Genomic DNA, 20,192 nt, shown 5'->3' with positions numbered 1-20,192 from the left:
GGGTATTTACCCGAAAGCAATATTCTATAAGGACTGCAAGGCGATACCCTAGCTATTAGTGCTCGGCAAACTCACACAAGTGATCGCGTACTGCTTGATCTGGTTTAAAACCAGAGACGCATTGCTGCAAAATTTCGATGATTTTACGTGAGTCATTATTTGTGCACGCAATCGCTAACTCGGCAGTGACTTGCTCCAATTCATCCATTGTCAAGCACCCCTCATTGGCCTTCATAATCCGCGGATGCTCTGTACCACTAACATTGTCACCAATCAGCAGTTCTTCATAGAGTTTTTCACCGGGACGCAAACCGGAAAATTCAATCGCGATATCACCGTTGGGATTGCTCTCGTCTTTGACCCGGTAACCACTCAAGTGAATCATACGGCGAGCTAAGTCAACAATTTTGACCGGCTGCCCCATATCCAGTACAAAAACCTCGCCATTGCCCCCCATTGCACCGGCTTGAATTACCAACTGGGATGCTTCTGGAATAGTCATAAAAAAACGATTAATTTCGGGGTGAGTGACTTTAACCGGGCCGCCAGCTGCAATCTGCTTACGAAATAGGGGTACAACCGAGCCACTCGAGCCCAGCACATTACCGAAACGTACCATACTGAAGCGTGTTTTAACCGTGGGGTCTTGGGCATATGCCTGCAATGCAAGCTCGGCCATTCGTTTGCTTGCACCCATCACATTGGTAGGGCGTACGGCCTTATCCGTGGAAATCAGCACAAAAGATTCGACACCAGCTTCAATAGCCGCGGCTGCAGATGAGCGAGTGCCGAACGCATTGTTTAAAATGCCCTCTGTGATATTGAACTCAACTAGCGGTACATGTTTGTATGCAGCAGCATGATAGACAGTTTGCACCTCGTAACGAGCCATGATTGCCGCCAGGCGCATACCATTTTGCACAGAACCCAATACGGGATGGATAGCTATCGGTAGCTTTTGGTCACGAATGACCAGATTTAATTCTTGCTCAATTGAATACAGAGCAAACTCAGATAATTCATACAAAACCAAGGCTATCGGCTGATTGCGGATAATTTGTCGACAAAGCTCGGAGCCGATAGAACCACCAGCACCTGTAACCATAACCACTTTGCCAAAAATATTACGAGCCAAAAGAGCTTTATTGGGTGGCACAGGCTCACGTCCTAACAACTCATCAACCCCAACTTCACGAGCATCTGCCAAGCGTACTTCACCACTCACGAGATCGGCCATACCAGGCAAAATTCGGACTTCAACCGCTAATGGCTCAAGCTGATTCACAAGTTCAATTTGCCTAGCCCGTGGAGCAGATGGGATCGCCAGTAATATCTGCTGAATATTACCAGCTGCAATCAAATCGATCATTTCAGAATTACTAAAAACACGCAAGCCGCCAATCTGTAAACCTTGCTGATCGCGCGAATCATCCACAAAACCAACTGGCTCAAATTCCTGACCAGTACGCAGCGCCACAGCCAGTTGCCTACCCGCGCTACCGGCACCGTAAATCAAAACAGATTTTCTATCCGTTGATAGTGGTGCTAAACGTCGCAATATCGCTCTAGCCACAAAACGACTGCTGATAATAATGGCCATTGCAAGCAACCAGAAAATCAATAAAGATCCACGTGGAACCCCGGTTACTTGAAATAGTTGCAATGCTGTTATAAATATCAACGTCGCCAATGAAACCGCACTAGCAATAGTAACAACAGCCTTATCTTCAATATATCGAATTACCGCACGATATAAGCCTAGGCGAATAAAAATAGGAGTGGCAATTACTGATGGCAACAAAAAAAGCCACCATGCAAATTGCCGTGGATAAATCCAATCATCCATACGCAATGCGATCGATGCCCATAATGCTGCGGGAAGTAATACAAAGTCGGCTGCCAGGATAATTAGGCTTTTCGTTGTACGTGGCAAATATGAAAGACGGCGAATCATGGAATTACTAGCGCCCTAAAGTGTCGCTTGATTTAAAACTGCATGGAGTCCATTGCAAACCAAATCCATATCGACATCAGTCAAAGTTGGATGCACCAAAAACATTAAGCTGGTCTCGCCTAGCTGGCGGGCAACTTCAAGTCGTTGCTTCGGCCGCCAAGGCGTACCGTCAAATGCGCGCTCCAAATAAACCTCTGAACACGAGCCCTGATAACAAGGCACGCCCAAAGCGGTAAGTGCGTCAATGATCCGATCACGCGACCAGCCCTCTTTCAATTGAGCAGGCTCAACAAACAAATAATGCTTGTATTGCGCATGGTGAATATGGTCGGGAATTGCAGGAATACGGATGCACGAAAACTCTTTCACATTTTGATCAATCTTTTCAGCATTTGCCTGACGTTTTTCTGTCCAATCAGCCATACGACGAAGCTGAATCCGGCCAATAACCGCCTGCATTTCCATCATGCGCCAGTTGGTACCAAATGAATCGTGCACCCATCTGAACCCTGGCGGATGCTGACGTTCATAAACAGCCTCCCAAGATTTACCATGATCTTTATAAGACCACATTTTTCGCCAAAGCTGTTCGTCATTCGTGGTGACCATGCCGCCCTCGCCGCCGGTCGTCATGATTTTGTCCTGACAGAATGACCATGCCGCAATGTGTCCTATTGAGCCCACAGGACGACATTTATATTTCGCACCATGCGCCTGAGCGCAGTCTTCGATCACATACAGACCTTTTTCCTGCGCCAAGGCCATGATCTCGTCCATCTCACAAGGCCACCCCGCTAGATGGACGCAAATAATCGCCTTTGTATTTGGTGATAGCACTGCGCGAATTGTTTCTGCAGTAATATTCTGACTATCTGCATCTACATCTGCAAACACTGGGTTTGCACCTGCAGTCACAATAGCGCTAGCTGACGCCAAAAATGTGCGCGACGTAACTACTACATCGTCGCCCGGCCCAATGCCTAACGCTTTGAGGGCCACATCCAGAGCTAATGTGCCATTAGCCAAGGCAATTGCGTACTCAGCCTCACACCATGCCGCAAATTCTTTTTCAAATTCGCGGCATTCAGAACCGGTCCAGTAATTAACCCTGTTTGATAATAATACGGATCGGACTGCATCAGCTTCTTCATTGGAGAAACTAGGCCAAGGAGTTAATTGAGTATTTAACATTTATTCTCACAAGCTAAATTGCGCGCGGGCACACCCGCCACAGTAACAGAATCTGAAATATCAGTAATAACAGCAGCCCCAGCACCAACAGTTACATTGGCACCAATTTGGATCGATTGCTTAACACTAGAGCCAATACCAATCCAACTTTTCGAACCAACACGTACTCCGCCCGCTAAGCGCGCCCCAGGACAAATGTGGACACCATCTTCCAAAACACAATCATGATCGACGGACGCAGAAGTGTTGATCAATGATGCAATGCCCAAAACCGTATCGATCTGAACAACAGCATTCGCCAAAACTACAGAGCCATACCCCAGACGGACATAAGGGCTAAGCACAGCGGAGGGATGTATTATTGTCGCTAACGGTATATCATGACTTTTCAGCCATAGGGTTTTATCGAGCCGGACAGAATTGTTACCCACAGCAACGATTGCAGCGTCGAAATCTATTTTATGATGAATGAGAGCTTGAGCATCACCGATAATTGACCAGCGCCCATTCTTCTTTTTGTCAGGCCACATATCGTCAAAAAAAATCACTTCCTCCCATCCAGAAAGTAAGGCAGTATCAGCAATTACTTTCCCATGACCACTAGCACCTAGAATTGCCAAACGCTTCATTAGTCATTACCCCTGAATTTCTCAGCTGTTATATGATTTTCTGCACTAATACCATCACGAATTAAGACTTTCTTAACAGTTAAAAATAGAATCTTCATATCAAGCCAGAATGATTGCTGCTCAACATACCAAACATCAAATTGAAATTTCTGCTCCCAGCTAATAGCATTTCGACCATTCACCTGAGCCCAACCAGTAACGCCAGGGCGGACATCATGACGACGCGCCTGTTCTGTTGAATACAGTGGCAGATACTCCATCAGCAAGGGGCGTGGCCCTACCAGACTCATTTCACCTTTGAGAACATTCCAAAGTTCAGGCAATTCATCGAGGCTCGTTGAACGCAGCAACTGACCAAAACGTGTCAGACGCACTTCATCGGGTAACAAATTGCCAGCGCTATCTTTTTCATCGGTCATGGTACGAAATTTCACCATTCGAAATGGCTTAGCATGCAATCCGGGGCGCTCCTGAGTAAAAAAAACAGGGACGCCCAGCTTGAATCGAATCAAAAAAATTAGCACCAATAGCACGGGCCAAATCAGTAATAAAACGGCTAGCGAAACTACAACATCAAATAAACGTTTCATCAATACACCTTAAGAGTTCTTCTCTAGAACGTTTTCAAAAACATCAATAAATTTCCTGCAACCAACCTCTAGAGACAAATTCTGCTGGTAAAAAAAAGCACCATTTAAGCCCATTTTTGACAATTCATCCTTTGATTTCTTCGAGAAATCAACAAAAGTCTGCGCTATTGCCTTAACATCTTCCGGGGACACGCATATTCCAGCTTGAGCCTCACAAACTAAATCAGCCGCATCACCTCTAACAGCCATCAAAATAGGTTTGCCAGCCGCCAAATAGGCCTGCGTTTTAGATGGAACTGTAATTGAAAATAAAGGATCATCTTTTAGGTGAACTAGCAACACATCAGCAGCCGCCAACACTCGGCCAATTTGACTCATCGGCATTTGCGGTAGAAAAATAATATTGGTGATTTTTTCATCTTCTGCACGTTTTTTAAGTCGCGTAACCTCAAGACCACCACCCACCATAACTAGCAATACTTGTGGAGCCTCGGACAACACTAATTTCGCAGCATCCAGTACAGAATCCAAACCTTGTGCCTTGCCCATATTCCCAGCAAAAACAATATTAAATCGTCCATTTGATCTAATATCGTGCAGATTCCCTAGATCAATACCCTGCAAAGCCTGTTCATCGCACCAGTTATAAATAAGCTCTATTTTATCAGGAGCCACTCCACGCTCAATCAATTTTTCTTTGAACCCTGGTGCCAGCACAACCAGTTTCGCTGCTGATTTATAAACAAAGCTACAAAGCGACGAAACAATCGACAGAGCTCGTTGGTTATTAATCATTCCGGTCGCAGCCAACGTATCGGGCCATAAATCTTGAATATCATAGATAAAGGGCACACGGCGGAACAATGATACGATAGAAGCTGACAAGCCCACCGTTAGCGGAGGATGATAGACATAGACCACATCCGGCTTACGAACTCCAAAAATGCCATATAAGCATGAGCTAATTGCAAAACTAGCATAATTAAAAATTCGTTTTAACGCAGAACCATCATGACTAGGATATAAAGGAACGCGATTTATTCGAATCCCATCAATCATCTCAACCTGACGCCATTTAATCTGGTATCCCGCATACACTTTACCACCCGGATAATTTGGAAAACCAGTAATAACTTCGACGTTATGACCTTTTGCTTGAAGAGCACGTGCAAACACCAGGCCTTTAAATGTAGGCTCAGGATCAAACCATTGCGTTATAATTAATATTCTCACAACATAAACTTTTTAAGAATTATTCGACTGCCAAATGGCGCCTAGAAAGACAGCACATCCCATTTGATTGTAATGAACGTTGAATCAGCGCAGGAGATAGATAGTCACATCGACTTAAGACTCCATCACTTTTCTTAGAGATCAAAAATTGACGTAGATCTTTAATGTCCATACCAAAACCAATAGGACCAACATAAAGCATATAAATTGGTTGATGAAGGTTCTGCATAAAACCATATGCGGTACCATCAACTGCGAGTCGGCTAGCACCTACAGATGGAATACCACATTGTTGCACTAAAGTCTCAAGATCAACGGCCGAGCTCTTGCTCAAAAAATTCGGGGTGGAAAGTAGCTGATTATGAATAATCACCTCGCCTTCACGTGCGGCCTTCATCAGATATGGAATCGTAGTCTGCAACAATGTAAACAAACTTAACAACGCTAGAATATAAAACGGCACAGCCATCATATAGAGCAATTGGACTCGACCACGATAAAAATAAAATAAATCAGGTGCGATTAATAGGAATGCCAAAACAAAAACTGGAATAATTAAACCAGGCGTATAAAAATGCCATGCACTTGGGTTATAGACCACAAGATGTGCGCAAAGGCTTAGCAGCAAACTTAGAGCCAGCAGATGTCGATCTAGTATTTTCTTGCTAACTAGCTGCCGCATACTTATTGCAACAACCAACAATACAATCAAACATAAAGCCGATAGTATAAAAACATGGATGTACGAATTCAAATTACTAGCCATAACCGATGACTGACTAGAATTAATCTGAGCGGGCAACCAAAAGGACTGATAAACCGGCTCAAAGAAGAGCCTGCTTGCTATTTTAACTATGGATACTTGAATATTATTAGAAACTTGGCCTATACAAGCAAAAAAATCGACACCCCAAACAGGATAATTAGCAACGTTACTAGATAGAGCTTTTGCTGCACCTGGGGCCGCTGAACATTGAATTACATTCTTCGCATCGAAGACGAATATCGCTGTCACTGCGGACAATAGTAAAAATGAAATTAACCTTAGCCACCACTGAATCGAGCGCGAGAAAAAATAAAGCGCAACAAAAATTAACGGGGTAAAAAAAATTGACTTAGGATGTGCAAAATAGAATACCGACAACAGGCTAACCCAAAATCCCCATTTAGCTAAAACTCTAGCCCGGGTGTCATTAGGACAAATTGGAAAAAACAAAGCAACCAAAGAAATAACCACGATGCACAATAGCAGCACCTGCTCTGAACGCGCCAAAACCAATACATAGGGCAATGGGCCCAATGCACAGATAGATATCGCAAATGCAAACAGGCCTACTCTACTTTTAAGAGTTGCTGCAAATTTCCCGCACAAAAACCAGAAAATATAAATTGTGACTAGTGCCCATACAATTCCAGCAATCCTCAAATGTAGTGCATTGCCAGAAGGATAAAATAGTGGGTATAGCAAAATAGCTGGGTACTCGAACCATCGTGGAGTACGTAACCAGGTTGCATCACCACACTGTGGAAACAAACCCGTAATGACAAACCCATCAAAAAAGAAACGAGCATGAGATAGATGAACTGCAATTTCATCGGAATAAATTGGAACCAAAACACCCAGAATCAATGCGCAACAAAATAGCCCGACAACTACCACTGGCAATAAAGTGGCGATTGCTCCTACACTTTTCATTCACAATCACCCATCAAATAAAAAATGTTATAAAAAGTAAAAATGGATATATATAAAAACGGGACACCTGCAATTTAATTCGTTCAGGCATGTAGTGCTGCAGCAAGAACTTGGACAACTTCACTTTGCTGCATCTTCGTTAACCCAATCCACAAAGGCAGCCGAATCAAACGACTTGATTGAAACTCCGTCACTTTAAGCGCGCCATCTAAACGTCCAAACGATTTACCCGCTGGCGATGAGTGCAAAGGAACATAATGAAACAAGGCATCTACTCCTGCCTGCTTCATGTAATGCAGAACTCTATCACGATCAATGCCAGAAGCAAGAAGGACATAATACATGTGCGCATTATGCTGGCAATCATCAGGCACTATAGGACGGCGTAGGTAGCCCGCATTTTCTAATGGTGCAAGTAATTCATGGTAGCACGTCCAAATATCCAACCTCTTATCCGTAATCGTCTGAGTCTCTTCCAACTGGGCCCATAAGAATGCAGCAATTAGCTCCCCCGGCAAAAAGGATGAACCAATATCTTGCCAAGTATATTTGTCAATTTCGCCTCGGAAAAATCTACTTCGATCCGTGCCTTTTTCACGCAGAACTTCAGCGCGATAAACTAATGAAGGGTCATTAACGAGCAACACGCCACCTTCGCCACAAATTATATTTTTAGTTTCATGAAAACTGTACGCCCCTATGTCTCCTATACTGCCAAGCGCCCTTCCTTTATAGGTTGCCATCACTCCTTGCGCCGCATCTTCTACCACTTTCAAACCATGTGATCCTGCAACATTCATAATTGCATCCATCTCGCATGCCACCCCCGCATAATGCACGGGAACTATGGCGCGGGTACGCGAAGTTATTGCAGACTCAATCAACCGCTCATCCAAATTTAAAGTGTCTTCTCTGATGTCGACAAACACGGGGACCCCACCGCGAAGCACAAAAGCATTCGCGGTAGATACGAAGGTGTACGACGGCATGATGATCTCGTCGCCGGGCTGAATATCCAGCAATATAGCAGCCATCTCGAGCGCCGCAGTGCACGAGTGGGTAAGCAAGGCTCTATTACAACCTGTCCGATTCTCCAACCAGCCATGACAGCGCTTGGTAAATGGTCCATCACCAGCTAGACGACCATTGAAATGTGCCTCGGCAATATAATAAAGCTCTTTTCCCGTCATATAAGGCAAATTAAACGGAACTCGATCATTGAAATCAGTCATTTTTTTTCGCAACAATTAATCTTGATCCACCAACAGGGTAATTTATCCCAAGCTTAATACCGGCAAGCTCCAACATCATCAACCCATAAAAACTCTTATTCAATACTGAATTAATTTTAAGCTCATCCGCAGGATTAAAATTCTTAGCATTTCTTCCCATTAGCCATCTCGAGAGCAGCATTGCAGGTAAAAGACCAGCAACAAAAGAACTGCTCCTTAAAATTTCAAATCCTGCAGCAACAACCTTTTTTTCAATCTCGACGCGCCCATATCGACGAACGTGGCAGGCATATTCATCAGACGCACTCCACAACCAAGTGTGCTGAGGAACGGTTAGCAACAAAATACCACCAACTTTTAAGGCTCCGTTGAGTTGAGAAAGAACGACTTCATCCTCTTCAATGTGCTCAAGTACATCAAAGGCACCAATGACATCAAACTCATCCACAAAAGGAACTCGGCGAGCATCCATCTGCATGAAGTTTGCGGACGGAACGCGCTTGGTAGCATGAGATAAACCGGCCAAGAAAATCTCACTACCACTCAATGCCATCTCAGGGCAGGCACGTGCGAGACCCGATAAAACAAAGCCAGTCCCACATCCCACCTCCAAAAATGTACGCGCATCTGGTTTGTAGGTTTTAAGCGCCCAGAGAATAAGCTCGTTACGCGCACGAAACCAGAAGTTTTCCGCTTCTAATCGTGACAGTTCAGAGAAGTACTCAGACTTGAAACCACCACCACCATTTGCAAACTCAGGTGCATGTGCCTCTATTCCGTTCAAGCGTTTTGGCTGATGACCGCATGATGGGCAAGTCCACTCATCGAAAGAAAAGATATGTTTGCAGAGAAGGCACACTTTCATTACCGCACCACTCCGGTTACTGCAAAGCTTGGCGCAAATACGAAAACCCTCAATACAAAAAACAAGAAGATGGCCACCACGACGATTGCTATCGCCTGTACGATTTGATGCGGAAAATCAAACCAGTCCACAAACAGCAGAAGCAGAACCAGATTCAGCAGATAGCCCGCAACCTGCGCCAGCAGGTATCGAATCCCGGTAACGCCAATACGTCCATCATGTCGGAATGTAAAACGTCGATTAGCGATAAAACCTATTGATGCCCCCGCGAAGTAAAGTGCTGTCATCGTTAACTTTGGGGCGCCCCAAAAATAGGTCAGGATGAGGTAAATGGCATAACCTAAAACATTTGTTAGCACACCAATCAATGCATAGATAAAAAACTGTCGCAATGTCTTCTTGGATGACATAATATAAGGTTCATTAATCATCAAGTACCGCCAAACCAAAACCTGTTTTTCCAAATCCATTGCCGTTATACAGCATATATCGCTCGCCTTTATGGTCGAACACAAAGGGGTATTCAACCATTTCAGAATCCCAACCGCTTTCGGATACATCGATTCCTGAGCCTTCCAAGGCTAATGTCCAATTTCTTCCATTATCTGACTTAGCATAACCTATGCGGTATTTTTCTCCTGTACCACTTCGATACGAAAACCACATCTCAAAATTATTGTCATCGTTAAGCACTACGGTCGGTCTTGAAAAGGCTTGTGCAAATCCAAGCTCGTATGGCACGGCTAGACCAGAACGGTTCCAATGACTTCCATCATCAGAAGAAGCATGTTGAATTACATGCAACATCTCGCCATTGCCAGCATCCCATGTAAGTGTTGAACCGTACCACATATCGAATCCACCCGATGGACTTGCTTGAACCCAAGGGTAAGACAAACTGATCGGGTCCGTTGAGTCAATACCCATCAAAAGCGCATCGCGCTCCAGTTGAAGGGAAAACTCCTGGGTCACAATCAGTCGGCCGATATCTCCTCTCCAATGCCCTCCGGGAGGATTCTGCCAGCCCATGAATAACATATATTGAATGCCATTCGCCTCGTAGCAATTGCCAATGCTTACACCATCTGAATAAAAGCTTCCAACTGGCCCGTGCTCGAAAAATGGAGAGTGATGTTCAGTGATAACTTTGAGCTGAACTATATCAACATCTACAGCCCCCACAGAGGATCGATTCTGATCGTCTCGACCACTAAAAAAGATGCGATAAACATCTCCAGTCATATGAACAGGCAATGGATTGGCTGCGTGGGAAATTAGCTTTGGATGTTGTCCACTTGCCTTTGGAACGTAGAGCTGACCAAGTTTTTTCCAATACTTAGTCATATCGCTCTCACTTTTGTACTGGGCACCTTTGATCGTTCGGTAGCACTGCCAATATATACACCTTCGGGTGCAGCGTCTGCCAGCAGCAGCGCTCCAGCCCCAATTACACATCTAACCCCAATTTTGATGTGATCACGTAATGTCGCGTTCACGCCTATGAAACACTGCTCACCAATTTCCACCCCGCCCGAAATAACCGCATGGGATGCAATAAAGGTGTGATCATGAATTACTGAATGGTGGCCGATATGATTACCGCTCCACAAAGTTACGTTGTTGCCTATCGTTACGAACGGCTGAATGGTGTTGTTTTCAAAAATGAAACAGTTTTCGCCGATTCTTCCTTCATTGAGTACAGTCGTGTGCGTGCTGATAAAACTAGCGAGTTTATAGCCCTTCATTTTTGCGGCGAGATATTTTTCTTTACGAATTGCATTCAATTTTGAATAACCAATTGCAACAAACATCGCATATGAATTCGGAGGATATTCGTCGGAAATATTTTCAAACGGCACGACTGGCAAACCGCAAAACTCTTCCTCTGAAATGTAATCCGCATCAAGCGTAAAGGCAACGACTTCGTATTTTGAATCCGTGCTAAAGTAATAGTGAGCGAGTTGAGCGATGTCGCCGGAGCCAAAAATCACGAGCTTTTCTTTCATAACTTACTCCAAATGCAAACGAAATCACTCTTGTTGCTGAGCATAAATTTGCCTCACTATTGTATAGGGACGCTGCTTGGTTTCAGAGAATATCTTGGATAGGTAAATACCCACGACACCGATAAAAGAGATTACCATTCCTCCAAGGAGCCAAATAGATGCCATGACTGAAGTCCAGCCACTCAAAGGTTTTGCTAGAAATAGCCAGTTCGTTACCAGATATGCGCTATATGCTAGTGCAAAAAGTGAGATCGTAGCTCCAATATAAAAAATACTAACCAGTGGGGTATTACTGAATGAAGTTACCGAATTGATAAGCAACGACATCTTTCTGTTAAATGTATATGTAGTTTCACTCGTATTGTGTTTTTTGACAACTTGAAAACGCTGATCGAAACCAGTAATGTGCCACAGGCCCGCAATTAGCACCTCACGCTCCTGATGGCGCACAAGAGCATTGACATACCGGCGGGTCATTAGGCGTGCCGTTACAAGATTTTCAGGCAGTGCTATACCAGTTAGGGTTTTAAAGAGAATGTAGAACCATTTGCCACTCAAACGCTCGAACCAGCTCCCTTTTCTGCACTCTTGGACTCCGTAAACGACATCACAGCAGTCTTGCTTCATCTGCTGCGCAAACGCCCCTAGCCACTCGGGTTCTTCTTCGAGGTCGCTATCGATGAGAAAAACTTGCTCTCCTTTTGCATGCGCCAAGCCCGTCATCATCGCCTTGTGATGCCCAAAGTTACGAGACAAATCTACGACAACAACGTGTGGATCATGTTCGGTGAGTTTGACTGCCAGATCCAGACTGTTATCCGGTGACCCATCATTCACAAGCACAATTTCATAATCATCTCCAACCATCCTCTTTGCACTAGCGCTCGCACGTTCATGAAAAGCGTTGATATAAGAAGCGGACTGGTAGAGAGTTGCGACGATTGAAAGCTTCATGCCACATACCTCATGTATCGAGGACTGGCTGAGCCACAGTTAAACAAAAGATCAAGGATTGTGACACCATGACTGAACTCACCCCAAAGCTGTGGGTACGCGGGGTATCCGGCGTAGTCGAACCAGGTCAACTTAATCCCCAAATCCGAAAAAACCTTTTCATCAACATAGTCCTTGGCTGCTGGTCCTGAGATGTACTCGGAGCCACCAGCTTGCAGACATAGATCTGCGAGCCGCTCCGTCTTACCCTCCTGCAAGATGTAGTCACTAGAACTTGTGATAATGGTATTTATTGCCAAGTAATTGCAGATAGCCTCAATAAAACGGCGGTTTAGTTGCGAAATGTGAGTAAAATCCTGTTCTAGGTACAGCGGCTCCAGCCATGAAGCAATTTCAGAGAAATGAGGGGCTTGACGATAGTTCTGCACCAAAGTTTTCCAATGTGCATTAGCCCAGTCTGCGCCATCAATCACTGTTTCTCTGATCTTTTGGTGGTATTTACCCTTTACTAGCACAGGAACCGTAAGCCACTGAACTCCTTGGGGCGTTTTGATTTGATTACGGTTACGCCAATCCCGGCGAGTGTATTGCATGTCGTCGTAAAGAATAAACTCATCCACAGCTGCGATTAAATCGAAGTAGCCTTTCCAAGGAATATAGTTTGATTGAAGAATTGCAATCTTTTTGTGCAAGGAAATTTTTCCTCAATTTAAACGCTATGTGGATGAATATTGATATTACTTTTTAACAACTAGACAACCTGCTTCCAAACTGTACGTTTAACATAGTCCGTGTAACTGTGAATGATACGAACTACTTTATCTGACACATTGGGCATCGAGTAATCCGCAACTTGACGCAATAAACGCGCATCTGACCGCGACTGATCAGCTAAGATTTCTAATGCCTGCAGCACACGCTCAATATCCAACCCTGTCATCATCACGGAAGCCTCTTCCATTGCTTCAGGGCGCTCGTGGGCTTCGCGAATATTAACGGCAGGGAAATTTAAAATTGATGATTCTTCAGAAATTGTTCCGCTATCAGATAAAACTGCTCTAGCATCTCGCTGCAAACGAACATAATCTTTAAAACCAAGCGGCTTTAACAAATTCACCAACGGATGAAACTTGATTCCTTTCGCATCAATTCTTTTTTGCGTACGCGGATGAGTCGATACAATAACAGGTTCGCCGTATTTCTCTGCAACACCATTTAATGTTTCAGCTAACTTGGCTAAATTAATATCAGAGTCGATATTTTCTTCACGATGTGCGCTAACCACAAAATATTTTCTAACCGCTAAGTTCAAGCGATTTAACACATCGGAATCATCAATGCCATCTTGATAATGCATCAGTACTTCATACATTGGACTGCCAGTTTTAATAATACGATCTGCAGGTAAACCTTCACGCAAGAGATATTCGCGCGCTATGTCACTATAGGTTAAATTAATATCGGCAGTATGATCGACAATTTTCCGGTTTGTTTCTTCAGGTACTCGCTGATCAAAACAACGATTACCAGCTTCCATATGGAAAATTGGAATTTTGCGGCGTTTGGCTGGGATTGCCGCTAAACAGCTGTTTGTATCGCCTAAAACCAGTAGCGCATCTGGTTTGATTTCATCCAGCGCACCATCAACAGCAATGATAACCTGCCCAATTGTCTCGGCAGCATTTTTACCTGCTGCATTCAGGAAAAAATCTGGCTTACGAACACATAAATCATCAAAAAAAATTTGATTCAACTCATAATCATAATTTTGCCCCGTGTGAATTAAGGTGTGCTCACAATATTGATCCAGTTTAGCTAAAACACGCGACAAACGGATAATCTCTGGACGTGTGCCAACTACGGTCGCTACTTTTAATTTTTTCATCTTCTTTAATCTCTTTAGACCTCATGCGAAATAGTGTCTGGCCGCTGGCGGTCGAAAACTTCATTTGCCCAGAGCATCACAACCATTTCATCTTGCCCAATATTAGTAATATCATGTGCCCAGCCTGGAATTGTTTCTACAATTCTCGGCTCAGCACCTTTGGTAATAAGCTCAATTCGTTCACTTGTTAAGATATGGCGAAAGCAAAACTTAGCCTCCCCCTTAATCACCAAAAATTTTTCTGTTTTAGTATGGTGATAATGCCCACCACGTGTAATGCCAGGATGCGCTGTGAAGAAAGAAAATTGACCACAATCTGGGGTCTTAAGCATTTCGACAAACACACCTCGTGCATCACCATAACTGGGCACTTGATAGGAAAAATCATCCGTTGCCAAATAGCTGACGTAGGTTGAATACAAAGCACGCACTAAACCTGTACCAACAGCCTCAGTAATGAGGGTATCTCTACTTGACTTAAATTTAGCAATGATTTCAGCAACAAACCCTACAGTGGTATTGTAAACCGATGGTATATCTATCTGGCCCGCGGATGGTTGCAGAGTCAGCAACGAGATAAAACTATCACAAACATCATCAATATAGACTAGCTGCAATGGTGCATTTGCATCGTTAATCGTAATCGGTAAATCATGCGCTGTATTATGACAAAATGTTGCGACTGCAGAATTATAATTAGGTCGACACCATTTACCAAATACATTTGGGAGTCGATATATATATACTGGTGCACCAACTTTAACTTGGTACTCACGTAATATTGCTTCCGCGGCAGATTTGCTATTACCGTAAGGATTATCAATTCCAGCCTGAATTGATGAAGTATAGGCAATCGGAACAGACCGACCCAAGTCATTTAAAGCTGCAATAACTTCTCCAGTTAGTCCAACATTGCCACTGTGAAATTCACTTACATCTTTTGGCCTATTTACTCCCGCAAGGTGGAAAACGAAATCTGCAATTTTTAACCCTTCGTACAAATCAGCAGAAGTGGAGTCGCGATCAATACAAATAATATCTTGATAGCCAGCTTCTTTTAAGTGTATTCGCAAATTTTTGCCAATGAAACCATTGGCGCCAGTGATTAAAATCTTCATTTCTTAATCCTCGGCCTGCACATCTTCACCAGCATGAATCGCACGAATAAAATCTAATTTAAATAGTAATTTTTTCATACCTTCTACATCAAGACGACCTGTATTGTGGGAATTGTAATCTTCAACCTCAGAAATACGGGCATCGCCCTGCTCAACAAACTTGCCATAATTCAAGTCGCGCAAATCAGGGGGCACGCGGTAATAGCCACCGAGATCTTCTGCCGCTACCATCTCTTCACGGCTCAATAATGCTTCGTAAAGTTTTTCACCATGGCGGGTCCCGATCACATTCACTTGATGATCTGGTTTTCCTACAATATCTAGCAAAGCACGAGTTAATACTTCAACAGTCGCTGCGGGCGCTTTTTGTACAAAAATGTCACCATTTTTGCCATGCTCGAATGCGTATAGAACAAGTTCTACAGCATCATCCAAAGTCATCATAAACCGAGTCATTGAGGGATCTGTGATTGTGATGGGTTTACCCGCACGAATTTGATCAATAAACAACGGAATTACAGACCCACGCGAAGCCATCACATTGCCGTAGCGTGTACCACAAATCACCGTCTTACTATCATCCACATTACGTGATTTAGCCACCATGACTTTTTCCATCATGGCTTTTGAAATACCCATTGCATTAATTGGGTAAACGGCCTTGTCTGTACTTAGACAAACAACTCGCTTAACACCATTTACAATTGCAGCTTCCAATACATTTTCGGTACCCATGACATTTGTTTTTACTGCTTCCATGGGGTGAAACTCACAAGATGGAACTTGCTTTAATGCAGCAGCATGATAGATAAAATCTACTCCACGCGTTGCATTTAATACAGATTGATAATCCCGAACATCACCGATATAGAATTTCAACTTTGGATTATTATATTTTTTACGCATATCATCCTGCTTCTTCTCATCTCGAGAAAAAATTCGGATTTCTGCTATATCCGAATTCAAAAAGCGACGTAAAACAGCATTCCCAAATGAACCTGTACCACCAGTAATAAGTAATGTTTTTCGCTCAAACATTATTTTGCCCTTAATATTTTTTTCAAGTTAGAAGAGAACAGCCAGCATATAATCCAAAACCAAAAAGCACAATAAGTATCAGCGGTTTGAGCCAATTGATTATTGGCTGGCATATACATGAAAAGTATAAACAAAAAAACAAAGACAATAGCAGCACTATCATCTTTACTGAAAACTGCAGAACACCAAGATCTTGCTAATAAGTAAGCGAAAATCATCATTACAGCAGGAACAAAAGCATATCCAACATCATTGGCAATCCAAGGGAAAATAGTTGACCAAACAGCCTTATCATCCCACCCCTTGGCTATAGATTTGTATAAATAACTTCTTTTGTAAAACTCATCATCACCAGTTATCAACGAATAAGCATTTGACAATATTATGGAATGGCCAAAACCATACATCGAGTCCAAATCATCGTGTAGCGTTAGCGAAAGACCATAGTAGCCTTGGGCCACATATGCCGTAAACATTGCAGAGCCAAATTTTAAGTTGTCAGCGAGCAGTGACATCAGTGGGCCGTCATAGTTAGCGCATACAGCAGTTTCCATAATGCAAAATTCCGTAGTACCTCCCATTCTGGATAGCTTTCTATCTAAAAAAAGTGAAAATGCCAAACACAAAACTATGACACATAATGAAAACAACTTTAGCAGAGCTTGCCAATTGATACGCAAAATGCCTGATACTTTTTTTCTATATGTTACGATGAGAAGCGAAGCAAACGCCACAATCAGAAAATCCGCAACTTCTTTATCAGTACCTCTCATTAAAGAAAAAATTAATTGCGACGAACAAAAAAAATAAAACAGCACCCTCTCAAACTTCGTAAGCTTACACCAATTTAAAATTGCAAGCGAAACAACCGAAAGTATAAAAGGAGAAAATATCAGCCTAATTAAAGCAACGACCTTCCGCCCCAGAGATTCTTCCACCAAAGCTTCCAACATATTTTTATATACATCACCTTGATTCCCGACTGCCTCAAAAACCTGCCACGGATACTTATTTGTATAAAAATAAATTGATGGAAAAAAAAGAATCAGAGCTGCAAAAGCACCCACCCTAAAGTAAAAACGCCAATTCAACTCATTCTCGATACCGGCCTTCGAAAACACACCAATTAAATACCCTAAAAACACCATAAAAAACACTAGAAACAAGAATAAGAGAAGGTCAAATGAGTTCACAACCTCAAACGAGACAGCTCCCCAAAAAAACAAGGCCACTGTAAATAAGAAATAAATTAACACAAAAAAAATCGGAATGAAGCGCTCAAGAAAAAATCTCACCCCCTCCTCCCGGACATAATGTCTGCAAAAATTTTATTTGCAACAATACCGACCTTCATGTTCTCGCAAAAATAAAGATAACCATTCTCTGCCCAAGTTTGCCTTAGTTCCGCATTATTCATAGCTAATTTTAAATTTTGATAAAAATCATCGTCATTGCCTACAATAGAAGAAAGGCCAATTTTATTATTAAAAATAAAAGAACCATAATCAGTTGTACTTTCAACTGACGCAACAATAGGCAACTTCAATCGAAAATAGTCGATTGTTTTAGATGGAAATGTTGGCACATCAACACCTGTAGCGGTACATACGATCGCTACATCAAAACCAGAAACAAAACTTAAATACTCATCCCTTACAATACGATTAATTAAAATCACATTATTCAAGCCATCACTAATTGCATCTCTAACCAAATATTCAAGTTCACCGCTACCAATAAAGACTATATAAAAATCATCACCATTTCTATGGGCGATTTTCGCCACTGAAAGAATTTGCTCAATACCTCGGCCATGTGTAATTTGCCCTCCAAATACTGCTAATTTGGCATCCGGAAACAAACCTAATTGACGTCGAACTTCATCTCGCGACTTCAACTTAATGGGTTGATCACTTCCCCACACAGGAAGTAGATGCACCTTCTGTTCCGGTTTTAAATCATAATGAGACTTTAGATAGTCCACATTCATTAGTGTCATGCAGCCAATGTGGTTAAACAACCTCATTAATTTATTTTCAATAAACTTCGCGATTTTAAATATTAAACGAGACTTTATTAACCCAATCTGCTGATGATGAAATGGAAAGAAATCCCACTGAATCAAGTACATTTTTGATTTCGTCAACTTACTCATCACTAGCAATGGCAATGCCATCGTAACAGCCGGAGAATATCCAACCGTTAGATCGAATTTTTGTATTCTTTGTAAATTTCTTACCACTCGAACGGCTCTCATTGAGGAGACAATCCACTTTGAAGCTTTCTCTACGAACGAACCGAAACCTTGAATGGCAACAGGTGATAAAACTACAGCTTTTACACCTGAAGGGAATGTTTTTTCGTCATCTATAGCGCCGTAGGGCCTAGCCCAGTCAATGGTAACAACATGCACTTGGGCTTTTTGATTAGCAAACGCATCTGCCAGTTCATTTGAAAGCCATGGGTCATTTTCATTTAATGAGAATTTAGTGCATAACATCAAAATATTCATGCCACATCCTAGTTATTTTTTCGACTTTACAAAAAAACAAAACAAGGCAATCAAAAGCAGTCCGTACGTTACCACATTGGCATATACAGGCGAATGGTGATGAAACACTGAAGATAAAGAATATGAGAAAAATACAATTCCTAGTCCTTGAAATATTTCAGCACCAATGGGAAGAATTTTCTCTCCCTTTGCCAAAGCAATATAAACAAAACACGAAGTTGCCACCCTAAAAAAGTCACCCAACATCTGCGGAAAAAAATAATCACGCATTGGCAGAAAATCTGTAGAAAATAGTAAGATTATCAATTCATCCCGAATCAAATAGACTGACAAGAATGCAAGGAAGAAGAAACCCCAAAGTGGAAACAAAAACTTCTTCAACTCTTTAACAACACCCATGTAGTGAATATCAGCAGAAACTCTTGGCAGAAAATAGTTCGCGAGTAAAACGCCTAGAAACTGCATGTAAACATCTGATATTTTTAATATTCCTTGCCAATAACCTACTGTTGCCCAACCATATTCTGTGCCCATATTATCTCGCACTACCATCTGCGACAATGGTACTGCAACTACAGCAACTAACATCACAAACGAATATGAAAGTAGTTGGTTTATATCTTCCCACGACCCTTGCCATGCAATTTTATCGAAACCAGATGGCGCACGATATTTCCATACAAAAAAAGCAACAAGCCCAGATATTGCAGGCAAACACACTGCACCAGTAAGAGCGCCAACAAATTCAAACTTTAGCAGCAAAATCGAAAAAAGTAATAGCCCAGCTAAGGCTCCAACGATATTGGTAGCAACTAAAGAGTTTACGTCATGAAAACTACTAAACAAGGCCTGAGATAGATTATTAAAACCAACAAACCAATGAGAAACTGCTAGCAATAAAAAAGCCCAATACAAATCAGGTCGCTGAAGAATTTCTGTTGCCAGATACTTACTAGAGAAGATTAGAAAGAAAGAGACCACACCAGATACCGCCACACTTATTCTTACAGCCGCGCCTATTTTTCTTTTCCGAGTTTCAATATCTAAATTGGCTGACAATTCACGGATCAACCCATTCGTTACCCCCCCCCCCGAAAACATACTAACAATTGCAACAAATGCAAACATTTGACCAAGCAAGCCAAACTGCTCAGGCCCTAAATTCAAGGCGAGCAGCTTAATTATCACCAAGCCACTGGCCGCTTTAATTAATGTCGAGGCTCCAAAGTAGAGATAAACTTTAAAAGGATTCAATATAATTATCCACCAATAAATCACTATGGAATTTA

At 42.5% G+C, this 20,192-nt stretch carries 19 protein-coding genes; all 19 read right to left on the bottom strand.

Features of this window, described 5'->3' with window-relative positions:
• Positions 1-55: 55 nt before the first annotated feature.
• The 19 genes from G482_RS17020 to G482_RS0102470 all read right to left on the bottom strand — a co-directional run bounded on the left by G482_RS17020 (position 56) and on the right by G482_RS0102470 (position 20,157).
• Positions 56-1,954 (bottom strand): polysaccharide biosynthesis protein, encoded by a 1,899-nt coding sequence (locus tag G482_RS17020; RefSeq protein ID WP_034618650.1) that lies wholly within the window; start codon positions 1,952-1,954, stop codon positions 56-58.
• Positions 1,955-1,969: 15 nt separating this feature from the next.
• On the bottom strand, positions 1,970-3,145 hold the full coding sequence (locus tag G482_RS0102550) for a DegT/DnrJ/EryC1/StrS family aminotransferase (RefSeq protein WP_028448708.1): 1,176 nt from the start codon (positions 3,143-3,145) through the stop codon (positions 1,970-1,972).
• Positions 3,139-3,774 carry an acetyltransferase gene (locus G482_RS0102545; protein ID WP_028448707.1) on the bottom strand — a complete coding sequence of 212 codons (636 nt, stop codon included), beginning with the start codon at positions 3,772-3,774 and terminating at the stop codon, positions 3,139-3,141. The genes G482_RS0102550 and G482_RS0102545 overlap by 7 nt, the downstream gene beginning before the upstream one ends.
• Positions 3,774-4,364 (bottom strand): sugar transferase, encoded by a 591-nt coding sequence (locus G482_RS0102540; RefSeq protein WP_028448706.1) that lies wholly within the window; start codon positions 4,362-4,364, stop codon positions 3,774-3,776. Before G482_RS0102540 ends, G482_RS0102545 begins: the two co-directional genes overlap by 1 nt.
• A 9-nt stretch (positions 4,365-4,373) precedes the next feature.
• Positions 4,374-5,597 carry a glycosyltransferase family 4 protein gene (locus G482_RS0102535; protein WP_028448705.1) on the bottom strand — a complete coding sequence of 408 codons (1,224 nt, stop codon included), beginning with the start codon at positions 5,595-5,597 and terminating at the stop codon, positions 4,374-4,376.
• Between the two features lie 19 nt (positions 5,598-5,616).
• A complete protein-coding gene (locus G482_RS20250) occupies positions 5,617-7,293 on the bottom strand; it encodes a hypothetical protein (RefSeq protein ID WP_156905335.1) in 1,677 nt (558 codons plus the stop codon).
• A gap of 83 nt (positions 7,294-7,376) precedes the next feature.
• Complete coding sequence (rffA, locus tag G482_RS0102530; protein WP_028448704.1) at positions 7,377-8,525, bottom strand: dTDP-4-amino-4,6-dideoxygalactose transaminase; 1,149 nt, start codon at positions 8,523-8,525, stop codon at positions 7,377-7,379.
• Positions 8,518-9,390 carry a class I SAM-dependent methyltransferase gene (locus G482_RS0102525; protein WP_028448703.1) on the bottom strand — a complete coding sequence of 291 codons (873 nt, stop codon included), beginning with the start codon at positions 9,388-9,390 and terminating at the stop codon, positions 8,518-8,520. The genes rffA and G482_RS0102525 overlap by 8 nt, the downstream gene beginning before the upstream one ends.
• Complete coding sequence (locus tag G482_RS17015) at positions 9,390-9,821, bottom strand: GtrA family protein (RefSeq protein ID WP_051258664.1); 432 nt, start codon at positions 9,819-9,821, stop codon at positions 9,390-9,392. The genes G482_RS0102525 and G482_RS17015 overlap by 1 nt, the downstream gene beginning before the upstream one ends.
• The gene (locus G482_RS0102515) at positions 9,814-10,734 is read right to left on the bottom strand and encodes a glycoside hydrolase family protein (RefSeq protein WP_028448702.1); all 921 of its coding nucleotides are present in this window, start codon (positions 10,732-10,734) and stop codon (positions 9,814-9,816) included. The genes G482_RS17015 and G482_RS0102515 overlap by 8 nt, the downstream gene beginning before the upstream one ends.
• Complete coding sequence (locus G482_RS0102510) at positions 10,731-11,396, bottom strand: acetyltransferase (RefSeq protein WP_028448701.1); 666 nt, start codon at positions 11,394-11,396, stop codon at positions 10,731-10,733. The genes G482_RS0102515 and G482_RS0102510 overlap by 4 nt, the downstream gene beginning before the upstream one ends.
• Before the next feature lie 24 nt (positions 11,397-11,420).
• On the bottom strand, positions 11,421-12,350 hold the full coding sequence (locus tag G482_RS0102505) for a glycosyltransferase family 2 protein (protein ID WP_028448700.1): 930 nt from the start codon (positions 12,348-12,350) through the stop codon (positions 11,421-11,423).
• Positions 12,347-13,042: a WbqC family protein gene (locus G482_RS0102500; protein ID WP_028448699.1), complete on the bottom strand. Its 696-nt coding sequence runs from the start codon at positions 13,040-13,042 to the stop codon at positions 12,347-12,349. The genes G482_RS0102505 and G482_RS0102500 overlap by 4 nt, the downstream gene beginning before the upstream one ends.
• A gap of 59 nt (positions 13,043-13,101) precedes the next feature.
• Positions 13,102-14,235: a non-hydrolyzing UDP-N-acetylglucosamine 2-epimerase gene (gene wecB / locus G482_RS0102495; RefSeq protein ID WP_028448698.1), complete on the bottom strand. Its 1,134-nt coding sequence runs from the start codon at positions 14,233-14,235 to the stop codon at positions 13,102-13,104.
• 14 nt (positions 14,236-14,249) lie between these two features.
• A complete protein-coding gene (gene wbjC / locus G482_RS0102490; protein ID WP_028448697.1) occupies positions 14,250-15,353 on the bottom strand; it encodes a UDP-2-acetamido-2,6-beta-L-arabino-hexul-4-ose reductase in 1,104 nt (367 codons plus the stop codon).
• A gap of 3 nt (positions 15,354-15,356) precedes the next feature.
• Complete coding sequence (locus G482_RS0102485) at positions 15,357-16,391, bottom strand: polysaccharide biosynthesis protein (RefSeq protein ID WP_028448696.1); 1,035 nt, start codon at positions 16,389-16,391, stop codon at positions 15,357-15,359.
• The gene (locus tag G482_RS0102480) at positions 16,391-17,686 is read right to left on the bottom strand and encodes a hypothetical protein (protein ID WP_028448695.1); all 1,296 of its coding nucleotides are present in this window, start codon (positions 17,684-17,686) and stop codon (positions 16,391-16,393) included. Before G482_RS0102480 ends, G482_RS0102485 begins: the two co-directional genes overlap by 1 nt.
• Positions 17,683-18,903, bottom strand: coding sequence for a glycosyltransferase family 4 protein (locus tag G482_RS0102475; protein ID WP_028448694.1), 1,221 nt, complete (start codon positions 18,901-18,903; stop codon positions 17,683-17,685). The genes G482_RS0102480 and G482_RS0102475 overlap by 4 nt, the downstream gene beginning before the upstream one ends.
• Positions 18,904-18,915: 12 nt before the next feature.
• A complete protein-coding gene (locus G482_RS0102470; RefSeq protein ID WP_169721046.1) occupies positions 18,916-20,157 on the bottom strand; it encodes an O-antigen translocase in 1,242 nt (413 codons plus the stop codon).
• Positions 20,158-20,192: the final 35 nt, after the last annotated feature.

Origin of the sequence: Chitinibacter tainanensis DSM 15459 (genome assembly GCF_000429785.1) — a bacterium.
Taxonomy (GTDB): Bacteria; Pseudomonadota; Gammaproteobacteria; order Burkholderiales; family Chitinibacteraceae; genus Chitinibacter; species Chitinibacter tainanensis.
The sequence above is the reverse complement of the archived record's forward strand: the minus strand, read 5'-3'. Positions and strand labels throughout refer to the sequence as shown.

Coding starts and splice junctions, on each gene's coding strand:
- G482_RS17020 (WP_034618650.1), bottom strand. CDS start 1,954: ATGATTCGCCGTCTTTCATATTTGCCACGTACAACGAAAAGCCTAATT.
- G482_RS0102550 (WP_028448708.1), bottom strand. CDS start 3,145: ATGTTAAATACTCAATTAACTCCTTGGCCTAGTTTCTCCAATGAAGAA.
- G482_RS0102545 (WP_028448707.1), bottom strand. CDS start 3,774: ATGAAGCGTTTGGCAATTCTAGGTGCTAGTGGTCATGGGAAAGTAATT.
- G482_RS0102540 (WP_028448706.1), bottom strand. CDS start 4,364: ATGAAACGTTTATTTGATGTTGTAGTTTCGCTAGCCGTTTTATTACTG.
- G482_RS20250 (WP_156905335.1), bottom strand. CDS start 7,293: ATGAAAAGTGTAGGAGCAATCGCCACTTTATTGCCAGTGGTAGTTGTC.
- rffA (WP_028448704.1), bottom strand. CDS start 8,525: ATGACTGATTTCAATGATCGAGTTCCGTTTAATTTGCCTTATATGACG.
- G482_RS0102525 (WP_028448703.1), bottom strand. CDS start 9,390: ATGAAAGTGTGCCTTCTCTGCAAACATATCTTTTCTTTCGATGAGTGG.
- G482_RS17015 (WP_051258664.1), bottom strand. CDS start 9,821: ATGATTAATGAACCTTATATTATGTCATCCAAGAAGACATTGCGACAG.
- G482_RS0102515 (WP_028448702.1), bottom strand. CDS start 10,734: ATGACTAAGTATTGGAAAAAACTTGGTCAGCTCTACGTTCCAAAGGCA.
- G482_RS0102510 (WP_028448701.1), bottom strand. CDS start 11,396: ATGAAAGAAAAGCTCGTGATTTTTGGCTCCGGCGACATCGCTCAACTC.
- G482_RS0102505 (WP_028448700.1), bottom strand. CDS start 12,350: ATGAAGCTTTCAATCGTCGCAACTCTCTACCAGTCCGCTTCTTATATC.
- wecB (WP_028448698.1), bottom strand. CDS start 14,235: ATGAAAAAATTAAAAGTAGCGACCGTAGTTGGCACACGTCCAGAGATT.
- wbjC (WP_028448697.1), bottom strand. CDS start 15,353: ATGAAGATTTTAATCACTGGCGCCAATGGTTTCATTGGCAAAAATTTG.
- G482_RS0102485 (WP_028448696.1), bottom strand. CDS start 16,391: ATGTTTGAGCGAAAAACATTACTTATTACTGGTGGTACAGGTTCATTT.
- G482_RS0102475 (WP_028448694.1), bottom strand. CDS start 18,903: ATGAATATTTTGATGTTATGCACTAAATTCTCATTAAATGAAAATGAC.